Source organism: Noviherbaspirillum aridicola (genome assembly GCF_019656455.1).
GTDB classification, from domain to species: Bacteria; Pseudomonadota; Gammaproteobacteria; order Burkholderiales; family Burkholderiaceae_D; genus Noviherbaspirillum; species Noviherbaspirillum aridicola.
This window is the reverse complement of record NZ_BPMK01000001.1, coordinates 1-17300: the sequence shown is the minus strand read 5'-3', so window position 1 is coordinate 17300 and position 17300 is coordinate 1. Positions and strand designations below refer to the sequence as shown.

At 63.9% G+C, this 17300-nt stretch carries 19 protein-coding genes; 9 read left to right on the top strand and 10 right to left on the bottom strand.

Translation table 11 applies throughout. From position 1 onward, the window contains the following. Window positions 1–6 precede the first annotated feature (6 nt). Window positions 7–1290 carry an EAL and HDOD domain-containing protein gene (locus tag NCCP691_RS00095; protein ID WP_220806196.1) on the bottom strand — a complete coding sequence of 428 codons (1284 nt, stop codon included), beginning with the start codon at window positions 1288–1290 and terminating at the stop codon, window positions 7–9. A gap of 226 nt (window positions 1291–1516) precedes the next feature. On the opposite strand from NCCP691_RS00095, the gene NCCP691_RS00090 reads away from it, so the two are divergent. After that, a complete protein-coding gene (locus NCCP691_RS00090) occupies window positions 1517–4423 on the top strand; it encodes a hybrid sensor histidine kinase/response regulator (protein WP_220806195.1) in 2907 nt (968 codons plus the stop codon). Between the two features lie 14 nt (window positions 4424–4437). Here the strand turns inward: NCCP691_RS00090 and NCCP691_RS00085 are convergent, their stop codons facing one another. Beyond that, a complete protein-coding gene (locus NCCP691_RS00085) occupies window positions 4438–4857 on the bottom strand; it encodes a hypothetical protein (protein WP_220806194.1) in 420 nt (139 codons plus the stop codon). Between the two features lie 192 nt (window positions 4858–5049). Here NCCP691_RS00085 and NCCP691_RS00080 point away from each other — a divergent pair, with 192 nt between their 5' ends. Together NCCP691_RS00080 and NCCP691_RS00075 are read left to right on the top strand one after the other, a co-directional pair. Then, window positions 5050–5436 (top strand): glutaredoxin domain-containing protein, encoded by a 387-nt coding sequence (locus NCCP691_RS00080; RefSeq protein ID WP_220806193.1) that lies wholly within the window; start codon window positions 5050–5052, stop codon window positions 5434–5436. A gap of 62 nt (window positions 5437–5498) precedes the next feature. Beyond that, window positions 5499–5741 carry a hypothetical protein gene (locus NCCP691_RS00075; protein WP_220806192.1) on the top strand — a complete coding sequence of 81 codons (243 nt, stop codon included), beginning with the start codon at window positions 5499–5501 and terminating at the stop codon, window positions 5739–5741. Here NCCP691_RS00075 and NCCP691_RS00070 read toward each other — a convergent pair. From NCCP691_RS00070 to NCCP691_RS00060, 3 genes are all read right to left on the bottom strand, one after another. Continuing rightward, window positions 5704–5883 carry a VOC family protein gene (locus NCCP691_RS00070; protein WP_220806191.1) on the bottom strand — a complete coding sequence of 60 codons (180 nt, stop codon included), beginning with the start codon at window positions 5881–5883 and terminating at the stop codon, window positions 5704–5706. The two genes, NCCP691_RS00075 and NCCP691_RS00070, sit on opposite strands and share 38 nt — an antisense overlap. 141 nt (window positions 5884–6024) lie before the next feature. Next, the gene (locus NCCP691_RS00065) at window positions 6025–6426 is read right to left on the bottom strand and encodes a response regulator (protein ID WP_220806190.1); all 402 of its coding nucleotides are present in this window, start codon (window positions 6424–6426) and stop codon (window positions 6025–6027) included. Further along, window positions 6416–8320, bottom strand: a complete 1905-nt coding sequence (locus NCCP691_RS00060; protein WP_238482246.1) for a histidine kinase famiy protein — start codon at window positions 8318–8320, stop codon at window positions 6416–6418. The genes NCCP691_RS00065 and NCCP691_RS00060 overlap by 11 nt, the downstream gene beginning before the upstream one ends. 303 nt (window positions 8321–8623) lie before the next feature. On the opposite strand from NCCP691_RS00060, the gene NCCP691_RS00055 reads away from it, so the two are divergent. Further along, window positions 8624–9439, top strand: a complete 816-nt coding sequence (locus NCCP691_RS00055; RefSeq protein WP_220806189.1) for an ABC transporter substrate-binding protein — start codon at window positions 8624–8626, stop codon at window positions 9437–9439. 225 nt (window positions 9440–9664) lie between these two features. Here the strand turns inward: NCCP691_RS00055 and NCCP691_RS00050 are convergent, their stop codons facing one another. Continuing rightward, window positions 9665–10273 (bottom strand): class I SAM-dependent DNA methyltransferase, encoded by a 609-nt coding sequence (locus tag NCCP691_RS00050; RefSeq protein WP_220806188.1) that lies wholly within the window; start codon window positions 10271–10273, stop codon window positions 9665–9667. A gap of 268 nt (window positions 10274–10541) precedes the next feature. On the opposite strand from NCCP691_RS00050, the gene NCCP691_RS00045 reads away from it, so the two are divergent. Continuing rightward, window positions 10542–11129: a LysE family translocator gene (locus NCCP691_RS00045; protein ID WP_220806187.1), complete on the top strand. Its 588-nt coding sequence runs from the start codon at window positions 10542–10544 to the stop codon at window positions 11127–11129. An 8-nt stretch (window positions 11130–11137) separates the two neighbouring features. Here the strand turns inward: NCCP691_RS00045 and NCCP691_RS00040 are convergent, their stop codons facing one another. Next, complete coding sequence (locus NCCP691_RS00040) at window positions 11138–11962, bottom strand: AraC family transcriptional regulator (RefSeq protein WP_220806186.1); 825 nt, start codon at window positions 11960–11962, stop codon at window positions 11138–11140. A gap of 218 nt (window positions 11963–12180) precedes the next feature. Here NCCP691_RS00040 and NCCP691_RS00035 point away from each other — a divergent pair, with 218 nt between their 5' ends. Further along, window positions 12181–12819, top strand: a complete 639-nt coding sequence (locus tag NCCP691_RS00035) for a tRNA-uridine aminocarboxypropyltransferase (protein WP_220806185.1) — start codon at window positions 12181–12183, stop codon at window positions 12817–12819. A gap of 189 nt (window positions 12820–13008) precedes the next feature. On the opposite strand, the gene NCCP691_RS00030 is transcribed toward NCCP691_RS00035, so the two are convergent. Then, window positions 13009–13707, bottom strand: coding sequence for a class I SAM-dependent methyltransferase (locus tag NCCP691_RS00030; protein WP_220806184.1), 699 nt, complete (start codon window positions 13705–13707; stop codon window positions 13009–13011). Window positions 13708–13879: 172 nt separating this feature from the next. Here NCCP691_RS00030 and NCCP691_RS00025 point away from each other — a divergent pair, with 172 nt between their 5' ends. Next, entirely contained in the window at window positions 13880–14308 is a 429-nt protein-coding gene (locus NCCP691_RS00025) for a YciI family protein (RefSeq protein WP_220806183.1), read from the top strand. Between the two features lie 161 nt (window positions 14309–14469). Here NCCP691_RS00025 and NCCP691_RS00020 read toward each other — a convergent pair whose 3' ends face one another. Further along, window positions 14470–15375 carry a LysR family transcriptional regulator gene (locus NCCP691_RS00020; protein ID WP_220806182.1) on the bottom strand — a complete coding sequence of 302 codons (906 nt, stop codon included), beginning with the start codon at window positions 15373–15375 and terminating at the stop codon, window positions 14470–14472. 194 nt (window positions 15376–15569) lie between these two features. Here NCCP691_RS00020 and NCCP691_RS00015 point away from each other — a divergent pair, with 194 nt between their 5' ends. Together NCCP691_RS00015 and NCCP691_RS00010 are read left to right on the top strand one after the other, a co-directional pair. Continuing rightward, window positions 15570–15896 (top strand): nuclear transport factor 2 family protein, encoded by a 327-nt coding sequence (locus NCCP691_RS00015; protein WP_220806181.1) that lies wholly within the window; start codon window positions 15570–15572, stop codon window positions 15894–15896. Continuing rightward, window positions 15896–16675 (top strand): SDR family oxidoreductase, encoded by a 780-nt coding sequence (locus tag NCCP691_RS00010; RefSeq protein WP_220806180.1) that lies wholly within the window; start codon window positions 15896–15898, stop codon window positions 16673–16675. Before NCCP691_RS00015 ends, NCCP691_RS00010 begins: the two co-directional genes overlap by 1 nt. A gap of 281 nt (window positions 16676–16956) precedes the next feature. Here NCCP691_RS00010 and NCCP691_RS00005 read toward each other — a convergent pair whose 3' ends face one another. Continuing rightward, on the bottom strand, window positions 16957–17277 hold the full coding sequence (locus NCCP691_RS00005) for a hypothetical protein (RefSeq protein WP_238482269.1): 321 nt from the start codon (window positions 17275–17277) through the stop codon (window positions 16957–16959). Between the last annotated feature and the right edge of the window lie 23 nt (window positions 17278–17300).

Sequence of the window (17300 nt, the reverse complement as noted above, 5' to 3'; positions counted from 1 at the left end):
GGCGGATTAGTTCGGCTCGTGCAGGATGCGGCCGGCATGGTCGCTCCATTCGAACGCGGCCAGCTGCAGCAGGTAGAGGTCGTTGCACGACAGCCTTGCTTCCCGGGCGGCGGCGCGCAGCTGCTCCGGGTGCCGCAGGCTTTCGGCGCCAACGGCCAGGTTCAGCAGTTTTCCGTGCAGGCCTTGCCGCTGCAGCAGCGCGTCGCGCACCTCTTCCACGACTTTCACCTCGCGCAGGATGTCTTCCATCGGCATGCCGAACAGCGTGTCCATCAGCGACATGATGCCGACCGTGAAAGCGGTGTCGGCGACGCCGCGATTACCCGGCATCAGCGCCTGCGCGGCGAGCTCCATCAGGCGGCCGCGCGCCGCGGCCAGGGAGCCGAGCGCCTGCACCGGCGAGCCGCGGCCCGGGGTCTCCTCGTAGAGCAACATGTGGAGCCAGCGCTGCAGCTGGTTGCGGCCGAGCGCCATCATGGCCTGCCGCAGGGAATCGATCGGGTGCGTGGTGAAGGCCGGCGCATTGGCCAGCCGCAGCAGGCTGAGGCTGAGCGGCACGTTGGCCTTGATGACCCGCTCCACCAGCGCTTCGTCGGCGTCGGTCGCGAGAAGCGCCAGCAATTCCACGATCGCCAGCTGGGAAGGCGCGAATCCCTTGCCCTGCTGCAGCTCGGGCTCGGTGAAGAAATATCCCTGGAAGCAGTCGAAGCCGAGCGCAAGGCAGCGGCGGTATTGCTCGCGCGTGTCGACGCCGGCCGCGCAGACCTGCGTGCCGAGAGGCCGCCAGCGGTCGATGCATGCTTTCAGTACCTGATCGTCCTTGCCGCCGATGTCCACGATGATCATCGCCGGCGCCGGCAGCGTCTCGAGGGAGGCGCCGTCGCCCTCGCCGCGCAGCGCGAAGCAGTAGCCCGCCGCCGCCAGCTGTTCGCAGCGGGCCTGCAGTGCCGGCGATGGAAGCCGGTCCGGGCACAGCTCGAGCATCGTCAGCGCGGCGGGAAACTGCAGGATGACGTCGCTGAGGACAGCGGCCTCGCCGACCCGCACGATACCCGGGAGGTCGCCGAGCACCCGCGGCAGGCCGTGGCGGCACACATCCTCGATCACCGCGGGACCGCTTGCGCCCCCGGCGTCGCCGTCCGTCCCCGCCGCCCCCTCTTCCACGGCGCAGAACACCAGCTCATGCGCGAACAGGCGCTGGCGCCGGTCGAGCACCGGGCGGCGCGCCATGAAGAATTCCGCGGAAAGCAGAATGCGGCAGGCGCTGCTGATTCGGATTCCGACGCTCATCGCTGCCTCCTGTGTACGCCTCGTCGGGGCTGAAATATTTCCCTTTATCAACAAGATACGTTGCCCTTGTCCGCTTGCCAAGGCTTTTCTGCGGCTCTGTGCACGCGTTGGATAACCAGTAGTCAACATACGCGGAAATCTCTTTCTCACCGCCGCCGCTGCTGCTACGATCAGTATTTTCCCTTCAGCAATTCTGTCCGCCCCTGGCGGCCGCGCTGCAAATCCGATGTGCACTTCCGTATCCTGGTTACGCTCTTGGGCGGCACTGCTGCTGTGGATCTGTCTCTGCCTGCCGGCGGCGGCGAGCGGCCTGCGGGTGGATCCCGACAGCGGGGAAAAACCGGTGACCCTCACGCCGTACTGGGACGTGCTGATCGATCCCGAGGGCAAATGGACGGTGGAAGACGTCACCACGCCCCAGCTCGACCGCCGCTTCTCGCCGTCCGGCAGCGACGGCGACACCCTGGCCCTCGGCCTGACCCGCGCAACAGTCTGGCTGCGCATCACGCTCGGCAATCCCGGCGTGGCGGACCTGGACCGCTTGCTCGAGATCGCCTTCCCCCAACTGCATTCGGTGCAGCTCTTCATTCCCGATGAGCACGGCTACCGCATGGTCGCGACCGGCCAAGCGCTGCCCTTCGCATCCCGCCCTTACAACCATCGCAACTTCGTCTTCCCGCTGCGGCTCGCCGGGCGCTCGCACCAGACCTTCTATCTGCGCGTAAGCTCGGAAGGCTCGCTGTCCATCCCCGCCCGCCTGTGGGAGCCGGAGAGCTTCGCCCGCCGCAGCCTGCTCGAATACATCGGACAGTCGCTCTACTTCGGCATGATGCTGGCGCTGGGCCTGTTCAATTTCCTGCTGTTCGTGTCGCTGCGCGACCGCACCTATCTGTGCTACGTCGCCTTCGTCGCCGCCAATGCGCTGTCCATCCTCGGCTTCGGCGGCGTCGGCTTCCAGTTCCTGTGGCCGGACTCGCCGCGCTGGCAGACCGTCTCCTGCATGTTCGGCTTCGCGCTGACCGGCGTCACCCTGCTGGTCTTTCAGCGCAGCCTGCTCGCGACCCGGGTCTCGGTGCCGGTGCTGGACCGCGTCATCTCCGTATTCCTGGTGCTGAACCTGCTGCAGATCGTCGGCTTTTCGCTGTTGCCGGTGCATCGGCTGATCGTGGCCGGCATCGCACTGGACGTGGCCAACATGCTGCTGGCGCTGATCATCGGCATCGCCGCCATGCGCAAGGGCCAGCGCAGCGCGCGCTTTTTCCTGCTCGCCTTCAGCTGCCTGATGGTGGCGGCGATACTCACCGCGCTGCGCGGCGCCGGCGTGCCCGGCATCCCGAGCGCGGTCGGCATCTACGGCATGCAGATCGGTTCGGCGCTGGAGATGCTGCTGCTGTCGCTGACCCTGGCGGACCGTTTCAACCAGATCCGGCGCGACAAGGAATATGCGCAGCATCAGCTGGTGGACAGCCTGAAACGATCGGAACGCATGCTGGAGCGCCGGGTGGCCGAGCGCACCACCGAGCTGTCGCTGATCAACCAGGAGCTGCGCGAACACGAGCGCGCGCTCAAGCGCGCCAAGGAAGACGCCGAGCAGGCCTCGCAGATGAAGTCGGCCTTCCTGGCCAACATGAGCCACGAGATACGCACGCCGATGAATGCGGTGGTCGGCATGGCCTGGCTGGCGCTGCGCACCGGCCTGACCGGCATGCAGCGCGATTGCGTGGAAAAGATTCACCGCGCCTCGGTCTCGCTGCTGGGAATCATCGACGACATCCTCGATTTCTCCAAGATCGAGGCCGGCAAGATGCGCGTGGAGCGGGTCGACTTTTCGCTGCGCGACGTGCTCACCAACCTGGCCAACGTCACCGGCCAGCGCGCCGGCGACAAGGGACTCGACTACCTGATCGAAATCGACGACGGCGTGCCGGAATGGCTGCAGGGCGATCCGCTGCGCCTGGGACAGGTGCTGGTGAACCTGGCCAGCAATGCGATCAAGTTCACGCCGCGCGGCTCGGTCCGGGTCAGCTGCGCGCCGGTCGGCGAAGACGCGTCGGGCGTCATGCTGCGCTTCGCCGTCGAGGATACCGGCATCGGGCTGACGGCCGAGCAGCAGGCGCGGCTGTTCGAGCCCTTCACGCAGGCCGACGAGTCCACCACCCGCCGCTATGGCGGCACCGGCCTCGGCCTGGCCATCAGCACCCGCCTCGTGGAAATGATGGGCGGCGCCATCAGCGTACGGAGCAGCCCGGGGACCGGTTCCTGTTTCAGCTTCGAGCTGCGGCTCGGTCGCGCGCAGGCGCCGGCCCTGCCCAGGCCGGAAAGCGGCGGGCTCGCTCCCCTGACGCCGGAAGCCGTTCCGCAGTTCGCCGGCCGCCGCGTGCTCCTGGTCGAAGACAACGACGTGAACCAGGAAATCGCCGAGGCGATGCTCCAGGCGGCCGGCATCGAGGTGACGGTGGCGGGCAACGGCGCGATTGCGCTCGACATGCTGCTCGCCGCGGGCCCGGATGCCTGGGATCTCGTGCTGATGGACATACAGATGCCCGAGATGAACGGACACGAAGCCACCCGCAGGCTGCGCATGGATCCGCGTTTCGATGGCCTGCCGGTGCTGGCGATCACCGCGCATGCCGTCGCCGACGAGAGGGAACAGTGCCTCGCCAGCGGCATGCAGGATCATGTCAGCAAGCCGATCGACCCGGCCGCCTTCTATCGCGCGCTGTCACGCTGGCTGCCGGCGGCCGGCGGCAACAGGCAGGAACAGAGCCGGCACGCGCATGCGCCGGCCATTCCCGGCTTCGACACGGCGGCCGCGCTGGAGCGGCTCGGCGGCGACATCGACCTCTACCAGCGGGTACTGCGCATGATGGCGCACAGCCTGAAGGACGGGCTCGAACGCTTCGCGGCGGCAAGCGAGGCAGGAGACCGCGGCGCGATGGCGGCGGTCATGCATGAAATGCGGGGGATGGCTGCCAATGTCGGCGCGCTGCGCCTGGCCGAGGATGCGTCCGCGCTGGAACAGGCACTGCGCGCCGGCAGCGAACACGCCGACCAGGCGAAGGCTTTCCGTCTGCTGGCGCAGCAGACGCTGGCGGCGCTCGAGCAGGCGTCCGATACCGAGACGGTCGCCTGACAGACGAAAGACGCTCAGCCCAGCGCGAGGTGCTGCTGCTGTTGCGGCAGGAATTCCCGGATGTCGCGCGGGCGGCGGCGCCGCGGATGCTCGATCTCATCGAGCCGCATCGCCCTGGCCGCGCGCCACAGCACCACGTCTTCCTCGTAGGCGCGCAGCGCGGCCTCCTTTTCCCAGAATACCCGCTGGTGCCCGCCGAAATCCCAGCTCACCGGCACCAGACCCTGCAGCTTGCCTTCATGCTTGAGGCGCAGCGCCACGGTCATCACTTCCCCTGCGTGCGGCACGTCTTCCGGAAAATGGATGGTGTTGGCCCAGGCGCGCACGTCGCAGATGTCGATCACCTGGCCGCGCAGCGGCTTGTGCCAGTGATCGGGGTGTGCACGCCGGTTCGGCCAGCGGCCGGCGCCCACGCTTGTGCCTGTCTTGAACATGGATACCTCCTGTCTGTGTCCACGGGAGCGGCAGAATTCTTTCCCAAGGACTACTGTTCAAACATACAGTAGTCCTCATTCTACTCAATATCCATGCGGGTTGCAGCCAATTTTCAGTGTTTGCCGGATGCCAACGGACGCGCGGTATCGGCGCCGCGTGAGTAGAATGATCGCTTTCCTGAAGGAGCCATCATGCCGCGCCCGATACTCGACGAATCCCGCGTCCATCCCGCCATCCGCAGCCGGCTCGCCGGCCATCATGCCGACATCGTGCAGGAGGTCGAAGCCGCCGTCGCCGCCAACCGGGTGGTGGTGGTCGGCATGGCGCAGAACCCCTTCCCGCGCAAGGCGAGGCGGGCACTCGACGCGATCGGCGCGCCCTACCGCTACCTCGGGTACGGCAGCTATTTCAGCCAGTGGCGGCGGCGGAACGCGCTGAAGATGTGGACCGGCTGGCCGACCTTTCCCATGGTCTTCGTCAACGGCGTGCTGATCGGCGGCGCGGCCGAACTGCAGCGGCTGATCGACAGCGGCGAGCTGGCGCTGATGCTGGGCGGCGCAGGCATGGCCGGGGCTTGAGCGGCATCGCATGGGGCTGGCCGCCGTGCTGCTACAGTCGGGTTTTCGGAACAGGAGCCGACATGGAATTTCAAGTCCTGGCGATTACCGTCGACGTCAGTTCGACCCCGTGCCGCTTCGGCGAGACCCGCAGCGAAACCGTCGACACCCGCAATCCCGACAGCCCTTTCGCCGGCTGCAGCACCATCCAGGATGTCGAGTTCGCCTATGAGCGCTACTGGAACTACCGGACCGATCCGGACGTGCTCCACGACCCGGTGCAGAAAGTCAAGGTGCTGACGGTGACGCCGGTGTTCGCGGCGTAGCGACCTCGTCATAGCCGCGTCCGACGAACTGGATCAGGCAGAACCCGTGGCCGAAGGGATCGGCCATCGGCGCCAGCCTGCCCCAGGCATGCGTGCTGATCTCCTGCTCGGACCGCGCACCGGCGGCGAGCGCGGCGGCCACCGCGGCCTACTCAATGCAGTGTAGTCGATCACGCACGCATGGACAGGCGTGGACAGGGGGGCCGGCCGGGAAAGCTTATTCCCTGTCACTTGCAAGAGCCGGACATCTCCCAGGCAATTCAAAGCCGCTGACGCGACGCGCCTAATCTGCCATACCCTGCAAACCCCGGACTGTCGCGGCGTCGGCAAGCATCTCTCTCACGCAGGCAACCAGATAGGCAGGATCGACTGGCTTGCCCAGAATGCGAACGCCGGGAAGGCTTGCGCTGATCTCGTTGCCGTAGCCCGATACGATCAAGGCCGGCAGATGCGGATCGGCCTGTCGCAGCCGTGCGATCAGCTCCTGGCCGTTCATGCCGGGCATGCGAAAGTCCGTGACCAGGGCGTCGATCGGGTCGCTCCGGACGAACGCGAGCGCGCTTTCTCCGTCGTCCGCCACCGAGACACGAAATCCGTGCAGTTCAAAATAGCGGCGGAATACGTACGCAATGGCATCCTCATCATCAACGATGAGGATGTGGCTTGCCGCATGCTTATCCCTCATGGCGGAAGCCGTCCGGTTCCTGGGTCGGCACGCGTTTCAGCAAGGAGGTCCGCACCTCCTCCGCCAGGTCCGACACCCGATACGGCTTGACAAGGGTGGTCATCGAGGCCGTGGCGACATTCGCGCGGGGCAGCTCGTCCATATAGCCTGTCGCAAGCAGCACGGGAAGATCGGGGTGGCGCTCCCGCGCGCGCTCAGCGAGCTGCAGGCCGTTCATCCCGCCGGGCATGATGATGTCGGTGAAGAGCAGGTCCACGCCGCCGTATCGCTCCAGCAGTTCCAATGCCTCTTCGCCGCTCTGCGTGGTCAGGACGCGATACCCGAGCTTGCGCAAGTGTCCGGCGGCCAGTTCCCGCACATCATGGTTGTCGTCCACGACCATGACCGTATGCTTGCCGAGAATCGCCTCGGTACTCCAGTTCAGCCTGTCCTCCTCGCGCTGCCCATTGCCCTCCGGAGCAGGCCGCCCGGCGACCGGGAATATCATGCGGATCGTCGTTCCCTGGCCCGGCGCGCTGTCGATCTCGAGCCGTCCATGCGACTGCTGGACGAAGCCGTGCACCATCGCCAGACCGAGGCCCGTGCCTGGACTCTTGGTGGTGAAGAACGGCTCCGTGGCGCGTCTCACGACTTCCGGCGTCATGCCTTCTCCACGGTCGATGACGCAGATGACCGCATACATGCCGGGCGAGAGATTGTGCGCCTCGATCCTGTCCTTGTCGTTGATGACGGAGGTCGCCACCGTGACCTTTCCGCCGTTCGGCATCGCATCCCTAGCGTTGATCAGCACGTTCAGGAGCGACATCTCCATGTGGGTGGCGTCGAGCGTGCAGGCGGGCAGGCCGGGCTTGAGGTCCAGGTGAAGGTCGATCTTGTCACCCAGTGTCCTGACCAGCATTTCGCTGAACTCCACGACCAGCGTGTTCAGGTTGAGCCGTCGCGGCTCGAGACGCTGCTTCCGGGCGAAAGAGAGAAGCTGCTGAGTGAGCTTTCCGGCCTTTTCGCCCGCCATCATCGCGTGTTCGATGGCTTCACGGCTTGCCTGCCTGTCGTCGAGCGAGGTGACGGCCAGCTCGAGATTGCCGGTGATGACCTGCAGCAGGTTGTTGAAGTCATGGGCGAGTCCGGCGGTGAGCTGGCCGATGGCTTCCATCTTCTGCGCCTGCAGGAAGGATTGCTCGGATATGCGGCGCCGGGTGATATCCATCTGCGATGAAAACCAGTACAGCAGCTTGCCCTGCTCATCGAACACCGGTCCCACGAACAATGCATTCCAGAAGGTCTTGCCGCCGGCCTTGTAGTTGAGGATGTCGACGGCTACCGCGCGCTGTTCATTCACGGCTTTGCGGATTTCGGCGACGGTCCTGGCATCCGTTTCCTCGCCTTGCAGGAAACGGCAGTTGCGGCCCAGCACCTGCTCCTCGCGGTATTCGGTGAGATCAAGAAAGGCGCGGTTGACGAAGACGATGGGGTTATCGGGCTGGTTCGGGTCCGTCACCGCCATCGGCATTCGTGTCATTTCGACGGCGGCGAAGAAGATGTTGCCGCGTTCCTCCAGCCCCGGGCGGGAGATCTGGCTCGCCTGCCAGTGCCTGATTCCCGGATTCCCCAGGGGGTTGTACGCATTTCCTTCCAGCTCTCCTTCAGACGGTCGGCCACTGCTTTGGCCGCCTCCCTGCACGTCTTCGGGTTTGTTCAGTAAATCTTCCTTGTCGCTGCCTGTCGCCATCTCTCGTTCCGCTTCTTCCCAAAGGTGAGACTGTACCCAAGGAAGTCCCGGCCCGGGGGGAGCGTCGATGGGATGCGAGGGTTGGAGATGATGGCTTTGGAAAAGGTTCGTTGCCGTTATAACAAAGCCGGAAGCCGGGAGCGGTGCGGTGGCATCGTCATCCATTCGCGCGTTGCGCCGGGGGACTCTCAGGGTTCCTCGCGCACCTTGTTCTGGCGATCCTCGCTACGGCGTGCGGAACGCGTAGCACGAAAGCGCGGACCTTCCCTGAGATGAATGTCGGTGTGCTATGGTAAGCCCCCCTGAAACTCTGAATATGAACATCTCAGACGGTACGTTCCCCTGTATCCCGATCCCGGAGCATGGTGCAGCGGCGCGGGCGACCGGAGTGCCTGCTGAAGTGCATGTCGCGTACGCCACGCCAGAAGATTTTGCGAAGGAACGTATTCAATCGAGAGGAGTGACCCGATGCTGAACCTGAAGAACAACCTTGCCCTGCTGGGCTTCCTGCTGGCTGCCGCGTCTCCCGCGCTGGCGCAGCAGGTCGTCAAGCTGTCGACCTCGACGAGCACCGACAACTCGGGCCTGCTGCAGTACCTGCTGCCGAAGTTCGAGGCCAGGGCGAAGGTCAAGGTCAACGTGATTTCCGTCGGCACCGGCAAGGCGCTGGAGCTGGCGAAGAACGGCGACGTGGACGTGACCCTGGTCCACGCCCGCGCCTCGGAGGACAAGTTCGTCGCCGAAGGCCATGGCGTCAATCGCCGCGACGTCATGTACAACGATTTCATCCTCGTCGGCCCGGAAAACGATCCGGCCGGCATCAAGGGCAGCACCGATGTGCTCGCCGCGATGAAGAAGATCGTCGACAGCAAGGCCAAATTCATCTCCCGTGGCGACAACTCCGGCACCGACCAGATGGAAAAAGGCTACTGGAAGCAGGTCGGCAGCCAGCCGCAGGGACCCGCCTACGTGTCGGCAGGCCTCGGCATGGGTGAAGTACTCAACATGGCCGCCGAATTGAGGGCCTATACCCTGACGGACCGGGCAACCTACATCGCGTACCGGGCCAGAACCGGCCTGGCCATCGTGGTCGAGGGTGACCAGAAGATGTTCAACCCGTACGGCATCATCGCGGTCAACCCGCAGAAGTACAAGGACATCAATTACAAGGGCGCGATGCAGCTCATCGACTGGATCACGTCGGATGAAGGACAGAAGCTGATCGCCTCCTTCAGGGTCGATGGTCAGCAGGTATTCTTCCCGTCGGCGAAGGCAGGCAAGTAGGCTGCGCCGGCGCTGCGTGACCGTACCGGTCGCGCAGCGCTAAGGGCGCCTGGCGGCGATCCGGCGTTGGATGGTTTCTGTCGCACATTGCAGATTCATGACGACTCCCGGAAAGCCCCATTGCATATGGCAGGGCGTCACCTGGGCATCGACCGGCGGCAGGCGGCGCGAAGCGCCTGCGAACCACCGCTCATATGAAGGATGTTGCCGGCTGCGCTGCGTTTATCAGCCGATTCGCTGGACGATCATGCAGAGATGCTTCTGCGGGTGCTGATCAAGCTCGAGATGCCTGCAAACGCAACCCGCGTCCTTGATGACATCGAGCAGGCCGGGTATGCCAAGGGTGCTGTAGCAGACCTTCGGCCCCATCGAGGAATCGAAATGTTCCTGGGCTTCGTCAAGCCCTCCGGCGGAGAAGATGAATACGCCTCCGGCGTCCAGGGCATTCAGCAGCTTGAGCATCAGCGGCCGTTGCTGTGCCAGTCGGACATGCCAGATGCTGTCCCACGCGGAGATGAAGCGATATGTACGCGGGGGCTGCCATGTACAGACGTCGGCAAGATGAACAGTCACCGCCGGATCGGCCGCCCTGGCCAGGGCCACCATGCGCGGAGAGATATCGACGGCCTCGATTTGCAGTCCTCTCGCATGCAGGAGCGGGTTGAATCGCGTATTGCACCCGCAGCCAGCGTTGAGTGCGAAGCCGCCGGGGCCACCGTCGAGGAATCCGAGAGCACGCCTGTGCTGGTCAACGCCATCAATGCGACTGAACCGATCGTCCAGCCACTGTTCGGCCAGTTCATCGTAGGCAGAGGCGATACTGGGATACTGCATCTCAAGCTCCTTGACCGGCATTCAGTTGAGCAATCACTTTTAAACTGCGAGTGCGGAGCAGTCAAGCCCGCCTTGCTCAGCTGCGGATAATGTACGCGCCCCCGCTGTTTACAAACTGCCAAAATGCCGTCCGCCAGGCGCCAGGACGCAAGGTCGATACGGCTGCCGGGTTGATGGCATGGCTCGAGAAACAGGGTAATTTTCTTCAATACGACTGAACCCGTCGCCGGTATCGTGTGCCATGTCTTTCACTCACATGGCAACTTCGATGAGCCTTATTGCTTCCATGGCGGCCTTTGCCCTGGCCGCGTCAATCTCCCCGGGGCCGGTCAACATTGTCGCGCTCAGCAGCGGCGCGCGTTACGGCTTCTCCGCCAGCCTCCGCCACGTCACGGGTGCGACAGTCGGCTTTTCGGCGCTGTTACTCCTCACCGGGATCGGCCTCCATGAAGTCATCGTCGAGTGGCCGCAAGTAACGGATGCGATTCGCTGGGCGGGCGCCGTTTTTCTCCTGTACATGGCCTGGCGGCTGGCGAGTGACTCGGGCGAACTGGACCCGGGGTCGGCGTCGAAACGCCCCTCGATAAGCCAGGGCGCGGCCATGCAGTGGCTCAACCCCAAGGCCTGGCTCGCTTCGGTGGCCGGCATGGGCACGTATGCATCCGGCGGCGATGCATCGGCTGTCTGGCTGTTCACTGCCGTCTACTTCGTCATCTGTTACCTGTCGATCGCAAGCTGGGCATGGGCCGGCAGCTTCTTGCAGAACTATCTGCGGAACGCCGCCCGCGTCCGGATCTTCAATCGGGCAATGGCGGTGACGATCGTGCTGAGCGTGGTGTATCTGATGACGAGCTGAAGTTCCTTTCAGCCCCGGTATTGACCCGGCGTTGCCGCCGTGAGGCGCTTGAACGTCCGCTGAAGATGGGCCTGGTCCGCGAACCCCGTTTCCAATGCCACCTGCGAGATCGGAAGCCCTTCCCTCAGCCGCGCCTGGGCGTGCTGAATGCGCCGGTTGGTCTGGTACTCGTGGGGCGCCACGCCGTAGCGCTTCTTGAAAGCGCGGATGAGATACGACGAGGAGAGGCCGACGGCAGCGCATATATCGTCGAGGCGTAGCGCTTCCGCATAATTCGCATCGATATACCTGGCGGCCCACTCTATTTTTGGGCCGGCGTCGAGAGGCGCCGACGAGCCTGGCGCGAGTTCGCCCGCCAGCCGGGCAGCATAGTCGATGACACTGACTTCCCTGGTGAATCGGCTGCTTTCGGTATCGGTCAAAGCGGCGAACAACTGCTCGCCGGCGCGGGCGAGATGCGTTGCTTGCACGGCGGCCGTCGTGTAAGGACGAAAAGTCTCGTCCGTATCACCTCTCCACTCGGCCTGCAATCGTCCGAACCACACCTTGTCGAAGTAAAACATCAGGTATGACCAGGGCGTCCCGTCAAGCGGATTGCACGCGTGGATGTCGCCCGGGTTTATCACCACGAGCGTCCCTTTTTCCACGATCTCGGCGCTCGTGCCATTGACATAGCTGCTACGCCCGTCCGTGATGATGCCAATCGAGAAAGTCTCGTGCCAGTGACGCGCATAGCGCAGTTCGCCCCCGTACTGCACGGACCGCGCCTCGACATACGGCATCGACGCGTCCCGCCAGAATACCTGTTGTGCTTTGTGGCTGCTGTGTTCCATACGCCGATTCTACGACGTTTGCCGGTAGTACCGAAGTTCGCTGCCGATCGTTTGGTGCCCCACCGGGGGCCCGAAATTCACGTCCGGCGATGGCGGGCTTCGCATACCTTGTTACCATCCACGCCATGAGAATTTCCGCGGCCCCGGGCGGTCGGGCTGACTTGCGTCCGCCCTTAGTCCCGTGCCATGACGACGACCGTCCCTAATGCCGGAACCCCATGAATCAAACCAAACGCCCTGTCTGCGACCGCTGCATGCGGCCGCAACGCACCTGCATCTGTCACTGGTGCACCCCGATCGCCCATACGGTTGAAGTACTGATCCTGCAACACCCGCTGGAAGTTGAGCAGGCAAAAGGAAGCGCGCGCCTGCTGCATCTGAGCTTGCCGGACAGCCGCCTGGTGGTCGGCGAAGTGTTTGACGAGCCGGATTTACGAACGCTGCTGCACTCGCCGTTCACGCCGGGGGCACACCGCAGGCACGCCGTTCTGCTCTACCCGGATACGCCGGAAGGCGCAAGCAAGGCGCGCCCGGCCACACCGGCGGATGTGCCCTGGGCCGAGCCGGAGAAGCTGCGCCTGGTGGTGCTCGACGGGACATGGCGCAAGAGCCGCAAGATGCTCGGCGCCAATCCGATGCTGCGATCGCTGCCGCGTCTCGCCCTGAGCGATACGCCGGCGTCGCAGTACTTCATCCGCAAGGCACACGGCGCGCATCAGCTATCCACGCTGGAAGCCACGTGTCATGCGCTGATGCAGCTTGAACGGGACAGCGCCAGGTATGTCCCGTTGCTGAGGGCGTTCAATGGCTTCGTATCCCAACAACTGTCATATCGGGATGCTCATATGCATGGGTAGACGCACTGCGCCCACTGCATGCCGCGGACTCATGGTGCCTGCCGCGCCGCCTCTCCCATAAGCGAAGGCACGACATTCACGGTACGACTCCGGCGTCGGCGCGCCTGATATCGAAGTAAGCCCGGCGGCCGTCTCAGGGCGCATCTCGTCGCAATACGGCCCAGCCTGCGGCAAATGCTTAGGCGCCGCTCATCCTGCTCGTCGTGAGTACCAGGCGTGCATCAGGCCTGCCTGATAGAAGTGCACCGATGACGAGAAGCCCGCGGATAGGATGATCGATTCCACCTGCGCTGGCGGCATGATGCCAACGTCTTTGGCGTAAGCCGCGCGCGTTTTCTCCAGGATCTCCGGATGCACTCCGGCAGAAGACATCAGGCGAATCCAGACCCGCAGAATATCCGGGTACGAGGCTGAATCAACATCGGACGCAAGATCAGCACTTGCCAAAAGGCCGCCCGCTACGAGCCGATCCGCAATCCCCTGGAAGAACTGTATGCGCTCTCCTCGATCCAGAATGAACTGCGACACCAGGAAACACGTCGCCGCGTCATACGAATCACCGGCGGGAAGCGAGGAAAGGTAGCCCTCATGGAAGTGGCAGCGCGAAAAGAACCCCTCATCGCTTGCCCGCTGTCGACACACGTCAAGCATCGGACCCGACGGTTCAACCGCGGTAAACGTCCACCCCGTGAAATGTTTGGCCAGATAGGCGATTTCCACGCCGGTGCCCGCACCCACGCAAAGGATCCGGGCATTGCCTGGTAAATCAGCGAAAACAGAACCAAGAAGAAAATGCAAACCGTCGCGAACAGGGGACATCCGTGCCCACTGCTTGTCGTAGCCAGCCGCCTGGCCATCAAAAACGGCTTTGATCTCATCATTCCTCATAAGCGAACCCCCAATTCATCTTCATGTACCTCTCGCCTGCGCTGATAAAGTGACGCTCCAATCTCGCCTCCCTGACGCTGCCGGCCGGAGTTGCGCTGCCCGGAAAGCTCAGGGCGTGTCGAAATTCGCCGCCGTCATTCGTCGTGCAAGGTAACCATTTCAGGAGACTTCCATGCCCCGTTATATGATCCAGGTTCGCGCCACCGCAATGAGCGAGGCCGGCGACTTCCCTGACGACCCTACGCTCGTGCAGCGCATGATGGCCTTCCATGACGAGATGGCCAAGGCCGGCGTGCTGCTCGATGGTGCCGGGCTGCAGCCGAGCAGTCAGGGATTTCGCGTGCAGTACGACGCGGCCGGTCAGGCGCGCGTCATCGACGGTCCCTTCGCCGAGGCCAAGGAACTGATAGCCGGCTACACGCTGATCGAGGTGCCGTCGCACGACGAAGCGCTGGCATGGGCGCAGCGGTTTCCGGCGCCGTTCCCTGGCCAGCCCTGTTGCATCGAGGTGCGCCCTCTGATGGGCGGCATCGACCTGCCGCCCGAAGATGCAGAACGCATCATCCGGGAACAGCTGGCCGCGATCAAGCAGGGAGCCTGACGGCTCCCTCCGACGCCGTCCGGCAACTGAAAGCCGGGCGTCTTGCCGGGTCTCTGCTTCACCTGTGTGCCGCCGGAAACCTGTCGCCCACGAACGGGCGGTTCTGGCCGCCCGTCGCCTGCCGCCCCCGAAGCGGCCAGACAGCCGGCGCTGTCGGCGGTTCAATGAGGCGAAGACGCAGCGTGCTCGCGGGCCAGCTCGACAAAGGCCTTCATCGCGGCCGAGGCGTGACGTCTGCCGGGGTAGTACAGGCACAGGCCGGCAAATGCCGGCGTCCAGTCTTCCAGCACCCGCACGAGATGCCCGGCCTGGATATCGGCCCGCAAGTCCTGCTCCATGAAGAAACCCAGCCCGACACCCTCCAGCACCGCAATGCGTGCGAGGCTGGCCTCATCGAGCGTGATCGGTCCGTTGACATCGATCTGAGCTTCCTTGCCGCCCTTCTCGAAGCGCCATCGATACAGCATCCCGTTCGGCAGGCGCACGCGAATGCACCGGTGCTGCAAGAGGTCGTCGGGGACGCGCGGCCTGGCGTGCCGGCTGAAGTATTGCGGCGATCCGACCACGGCGTGGCGCTGCGGCCTGCCCAGCGAGACGGCGATCATGTCGCTGGGTACGAGGTCAGCGACCCGCACGCCGAGGTCGAATCCTTCCGCCACAATGTCGACCAGGCGCCCTTCGGTGACGAGATCGACATGCACCTGCGGATGGCGGCGCAAGAAAGTGAGCACCATCGGCGACAGGATCTCGCGTGCCGCGGTGGTGAAGGCGTTGATTCGCAAGGTCCCCGCCGGCGTCACCTGCTGCGCCTTCACCGCCTCCATGGCGTCGTTGATGTCCTGCAGGGCAGGGGAAACCCGCTCGATGAACAGGCGACCGGCCTCGGTCAGCGCAACACTGCGTGTTGTCCTGTTGAACAGGCGCACGCCGAGTTTCGCCTCCAGCTTTCCCACCGCGCTGCTCAGGGCGGTGGTCGACATCCCGAGGTCCAGTGCCGCCGTCCGAAATGAAGCTCTGCGCGCGACGGCGATGACTGCCTCCAGGTCGTTAAGTCCTGGTCTGTACATTGTCCCGCTTTCCAAAATGAGGCATCCCGGTTTATCCCGCTTGTAGGGATAAACGATTGTAACTAGATTGGAAGGACCGCGCCCGGCCACCGTCACCGGCACTTCGGACCGGGCATCCGGCAAGTTCAGCGCAGCAGTCGCAAGCGTGCGACCGCTTCACTTCCGTAAGTACATCAACCGCAGGAGGCAACACCATGCATCTTTCATTGCCCGAATCCATCGAGACTTATTTCGCCGTCAGCAACGGCGCGGAGATTGCCCGCCTGTCCGGCTGCTTTTCCGCGGATGCGATAGTGATAGACGAAGGACACACGCATCGCGGGCTTCAGGCGATCACGTCCTGGCAGCACGACGCCCGACAGAAGTTCAGCTACTTCGTGGAGCTCCTGCACGTCGAGCGCGATAACCAGCGTGTTACCGTGCTGACGAGGGTTGCGGGAGAATTCCCGGGCAGCCCGGTACAGCTGAACCATGTGTTCCAGCTGGCCGACAACAGGATCCGTTCGCTGGAGATCCGATAATGTCCCTGAATCTGGCGCTGCAAGGTAAACGTGTCCTGGTCACCGGCGGCACCAAGGGTGTCGGCAGAGCAGTCGTCGATCTGTTCATCGAACTGGGCGCGGACGTAATCACCACGGCGCGGGTGCACTCCGCGGACATGCCGTCATGCCTGTTTGTCGCAGCCGACCTGGCCACCGTCGACGGCTGTGAAGCGGTAGTCGATGCAGTCGGGTCGCATTGGGGCAATGTCGACATCATCGTCCACGTGGTGGGCGGCTCCTCGTCACATGGCGGCGGGTTCGCCGTCCTCGGGGAGGAAGCGTGGCGCAGGGAGCTGGATCTCAATCTCTTCCCGGCAGTCCGGCTGGACCGCGCGCTGATCCCCGCCATGCTGGAACAACGGCATGGTGTAATCATTCACGTGACCTCCATACAGAGCCAATTGCCGCTGCCGGATGCGACGACGGCGTATGCGGCTGCGAAGGCTGCACTGTCGACGTATAGCAAGAGCCTCTCGAAGGAGATATCTCCCAAGGGTGTACGGGTGGTCCGCGTTTCGCCGGGATGGGTCGAAACTGAAGCATCGGTCGCACTTGCGGAGCGGCTGGCACAACAGGCAGGCACCGACATCGACGGGGGCAAGGCGATCATCATGGACAGCATCGGAGGCATCCCAATAGGCCGGCCCTCCACGCCAGCGGAGGTGGCAAGCCTGATTGCATTCCTTGCCTCACCTCTCGCCGCCTCTATTACCGGAGCCGAGTATGTGATAGACGGCGGTACCGTTCCGACGACATGAGCAGCGCACCGCTGTGTCCAGCGGCGCGAGGCCGGATGAGCGATTCCGGCCGCTGGCTGCTGGCCGCCACTGACCGCTTTCATAAGATTTTCCTTCGACGGCCTGGTCCATGGACAGAAGGTCACGCCAGTCCTATCTGCCGCTTCGCTTGCCGGCATTTCCGCTCCCGCGGTCACTCGGGTTTGCAGGCATTCGAAGGACGACTGGCGGCTCAATCGGACATTCCACAGGCACCCTGCCGACGCCCGGATGTCGCATTGAGCCTGGTCCTGCCGGGTATGCTAGCGGCGGCGGGCGACGCACGCGTTGATCCGCGCCGCCTCGGCGCGCGCATCCGGCACGCCGATCACCAGGCGGGTCCAGTCATTTCCGGCCAGTTCGATCACGATGGTTTGCAGTTTGCGCGAGGTGTAGACGAACTGCCTGTCGCCCCCTTTGATGAAGGTGCCGGCGGTGAGCAGGCCCGGGACGTGGGTACCTGGAATGCGCAGGCCTAGCTGTGATGTTTCAATAGGTTGTTCTGGTTCATTCGGATTGGATTTGAGAAACTGGAAATCGCCAAACCCCCAGTTCTCAAAGAAGCCAACCGAATGAACATCCATAAGAATGCCCGATTGACGTTTAT